General features: G+C 67.9%; 3 protein-coding genes. 2 read left to right on the top strand and 1 reads right to left on the bottom strand.

The genetic code is table 11. From position 1 onward, the window contains the following. The first annotated feature begins 324 nt into the window (after positions 1 to 324). The gene (locus QH196_RS28560) at positions 325 to 525 is read left to right on the top strand and encodes a hypothetical protein (RefSeq protein WP_397098467.1); all 201 of its coding nucleotides are present in this window, start codon (positions 325 to 327) and stop codon (positions 523 to 525) included. A 14-nt stretch (positions 526 to 539) separates the two neighbouring features. Here the strand turns inward: QH196_RS28560 and QH196_RS28555 are convergent, their stop codons facing one another. Further along, positions 540 to 1,031, bottom strand: a complete 492-nt coding sequence (locus QH196_RS28555) for a SixA phosphatase family protein (protein WP_280418942.1) — start codon at positions 1,029 to 1,031, stop codon at positions 540 to 542. A gap of 176 nt (positions 1,032 to 1,207) precedes the next feature. Here QH196_RS28555 and QH196_RS28550 point away from each other — a divergent pair, with 176 nt between their 5' ends. After that, a complete protein-coding gene (locus tag QH196_RS28550; protein ID WP_280418941.1) occupies positions 1,208 to 2,884 on the top strand; it encodes a 4Fe-4S binding protein in 1,677 nt (558 codons plus the stop codon). Positions 2,885 to 3,397 lie beyond the last annotated feature (513 nt).

Raw genomic sequence — 3,397 nt, 5'->3', positions numbered from 1 at the left:
GGCGTGGTATCCGGGCCGGGGGGTGGGGCGGGGGTTCGGGGGGGGGGGGGTGGTTTTTGTTTCCCGGGGGGCGGTAGGGGGGCGTTGGGGGGGGGGTTTTGGGGGGGGGTTTTTTTGGGGTGGGCCCCCCCTCGCTTGCATCGTTGGTTTTTCCGGTACTACCCCCCAATCCTCGCGGTCCCGCACCACCGGCCCCGGGGGCCCCGGCCCCCCCCCGGACCCCGAGGGCCAGCGTACTCAGCCCGCCGTACCGCGGCACGAGCCGGACCGAACCGAATTCCGCGGCTGCCCGCGCATCCGGTTCCGTGCACGTAACCTGGGATTATGGCTAAGGAAATCGACCGGGTCCGGGCGCGTTCGGCCTGGGCCACGGTCAAGGAGAGTCCGGTGATCACCGCCATTGCGGTGGCGCCGATCGTGGTGGTGTTCGGATTGGTCTGGTGGCTGATCGGCGGCTGGGCGGCATTCCTGCTGCTGGTGCTGCTGGGCGCCGGCGCTGTCTTCGGCGGTAAACTCCTGCGCTGAGCAGCCGCGATGGCTCAGCGGGGGATATGGAAGGCGGCCAGATCGCCTGTGCCCGCCGCTACCTGATCCCAGGGCCGGTCGAAGCGCAGTACGGCCAGGGCCGAGGTGGGAAACTTACGGCTGATCCGCAGTGCGTCGCCGGTATCGTGGTCGGCCGCCAGATCCCACGCGGTCCACGGCATACCTGGTGCATGCCCGATTACCAGCAGGGTGGACAGTGCCGGATCGGTCAGCTGGACGAGTTCGATCAGCTGGTCGGCTTCTGCCCCGTAGATCCCGGCATCGAATTCCACCGGCGCGGTGATCGCGGTCGCGGTGAGGGTTTCCCGGGTGCGGGTCGCAGTCGAGCAGCGGACCGCCGAAATGGGTGGCTGGGTGGCGCGCAGCCAGTCCCCGGCCAGTGCGGCTTCGCGTCGGCCGCGCGGGGCCAGCGGGCGTTCGTGGTCGTCGATTCCGGGCGGGTACGCCGACTTCCCGTGCCGCATCAAGATCAGAGTCCGGGTCATGTGACCACCGTAAGCACCCTCCGTGCGGAGAGGGACAACACACTCGAGGCAAACTGAAAGCGGCGTCACAATGGAGGTGGGCCGGTGACCCCGGTCCGCACCCCGATTGTTTCGCCCTGCCCACCGTGACCCGGAAGGCACCAGCCCGCACATAAGTCTCGAGGATCTGCACAAATATGGCCTACGTAATCACGCAGCGTTGTTGTAACGATGCCAGCTGCGTTTCCGAGTGCCCGGTCGACTGCATCCGCCCGACTCCGGACCAGCCGGAATTCGCCACGACCGAAATGCTCTACATCGACCCCGACACCTGCATCGACTGCGGTGCCTGTGTCGACGCGTGCCCGGTGGAGGCCATCTTCTCCGAGGACGATCTCAGCGCGTCGCTGGCCCGCTACCGGGATATCAATGCCGCCTGGTTCGAGCGGCACCCCCTGGAATCCAATCTGGATCCGATCGCCACGCCCGTGCGTCCGCCCAAGGAACTCGGGACGTTGCGGGTCGCGATCGTCGGTGCCGGTCCGGCGGCCGCCTATGCCGCCGACGAACTGCTCCGCCGCTGCGATGTCCAGGTGGAGATGTTCGACCGCCTGCCCACGCCGTGGGGCCTGGTCCGCGCCGGAGTGGCCCCGGACCATCCCGGTACCAAAACGGTGGCCGGGATGTTCGAATCGGCGTTCCGCCGCGACACCCTGCAGTACTACCTGAATGTCGAGGTCGGCGAGCACATCAGTCACGAGGAATTGCTGGCCCACCATCACGCGGTTCTCTACGCGGTGGGTGCCTCCTCCGATCGGCGGATGGGCGTCCCGGGGGAGGAGCTGCCCGGCAGCCATTCGGCCACCGAATTCGTGGCCTGGTACAACGGCCATCCCGACTACGCCGACCGGACCTTCGACCTGTCCGGGGAACGGGCGATCATCGTCGGAAACGGCAATGTCGCGCTCGATGTGGCGCGCGTGCTCACCGTGCACCCCGACGAACTCGCCAAAACCGATATCGCCGACCACGCCCTCGCCGCGCTGCGCACCAGCAATATCCGCGAAGTCGTGGTGCTGGGCCGGCGCGGACCGTTGCAGGCCGCCTACACCTCGCCGGAATTCCTGGCGCTCGCGCACCTGTCCGGAGTCGATGTGGTCATCGATCCGGCCGATCTGAAACTCGACCCCGCTTCACAGGCGGTGCTCGACGATCCCGAAGTCGAACCGTCGCTGCGGCTGAAGTACACGCTGGCCGAGGAATACGCCGGGAAACCGCCCACCGAGGGCAACAAGCGGATTGTGTTCAAATACCTGGCCTCGCCCACCGCGGTACTCGGAACCGACCACGTCGAAGGGCTCGAGTACGCGCACAACGAGCTGGTCGACGTGGACGGTGTGCTCAACGCCCGCGCCACCGACAGCACCGGCAGCTATGACGCCTCCCTCGTGCTGCGCTCGATCGGCTACCGCGGTGAACCGGTACCGGACCTGCCGTTCGACGAGAAGCGTGCCGTGGTGCCCAACGAGCACGGCCGGGTCACCGGACCCGACGGCACCCCGCTGAGCGGCGTGTACGTCAGCGGCTGGATCAAGCGCGGTCCCCGCGGCGTCATCGGTTCGAACCGTATCGATTCCGAGGAAACGGTCGAGGCCCTCATCGCGGACTTCATGTCCGGCAAACTGGCCGCGCCCACCGGCGACCGCGACGCCCTGCGGGCCCTGGTGCAGCAACGCCGGCCGGATATGGTGGATCGCGCCGGTTGGAAGGCCATCGATCAGGCCGAACGCGGTGCCGGGAAGGAAGCGGGCCGCCCGCGGGTCAAGTTCACCACCCACACCGAGCTCCTCCAGGCCGCCAAAGGCAGCGACTGAATCCGGTGTGACCGGCGCCAGTGGATCGAGTGATTCCTGAGCGCCGTGCCGCGGGCCCCGGTACTCGCCGTATCCGGGGTCCGCGCACAACCTGTTCGTCGCCCCTCGGGGCCGGTAGCAGGTATGTGTGTCCGGGCTGGTCACCATGTCCGGTGAGCTTCGGCCGTGCCCCGGCAGCGCCCTACGCCGTGGCACTGGAAAATCGACCCAGTGCGGCTATCGTCCGCGCACTGAGGCAACGGCCATCGCCCCCGGTCGTCCGACTTTCCATGAGACTGTCGAAGTTCCACCCGCGGACCCCGACGCAACCAGCGGCGGCGCCGAGTTCAGCGAGGCCCTGCAAGGTGTTGGCCCGGGGGGTGGGTAATGAGACAGGAGAATAATCGGGGGGCCCGCGAGATCAATGCCGAAGGTGTGCACCTCGCGGGGCTGGCGGGGTTGAACGCCGCGGCCCGCCCCCAGGAGTCCACCGGCAGTATCTGGCATTCGATCGTCGAGGTCGCCGACGAACTC

Origin of the sequence: Nocardia carnea (genome assembly GCF_029868325.1) — a bacterium.
GTDB classification, from domain to species: Bacteria; Actinomycetota; Actinomycetes; order Mycobacteriales; family Mycobacteriaceae; genus Nocardia; species Nocardia carnea_C.
Note: the sequence above shows the minus strand (reverse complement) of the source record. Positions and strands in the feature narration are given on the sequence as shown.

Coding starts and splice junctions, on each gene's coding strand:
- QH196_RS28560 (WP_397098467.1), top strand. CDS start 325: ATGGCTAAGGAAATCGACCGGGTCCGGGCGCGTTCGGCCTGGGCCACG.
- QH196_RS28550 (WP_280418941.1), top strand. CDS start 1,208: ATGGCCTACGTAATCACGCAGCGTTGTTGTAACGATGCCAGCTGCGTT.
- QH196_RS28555 (WP_280418942.1), bottom strand. CDS start 1,031: ATGACCCGGACTCTGATCTTGATGCGGCACGGGAAGTCGGCGTACCCG.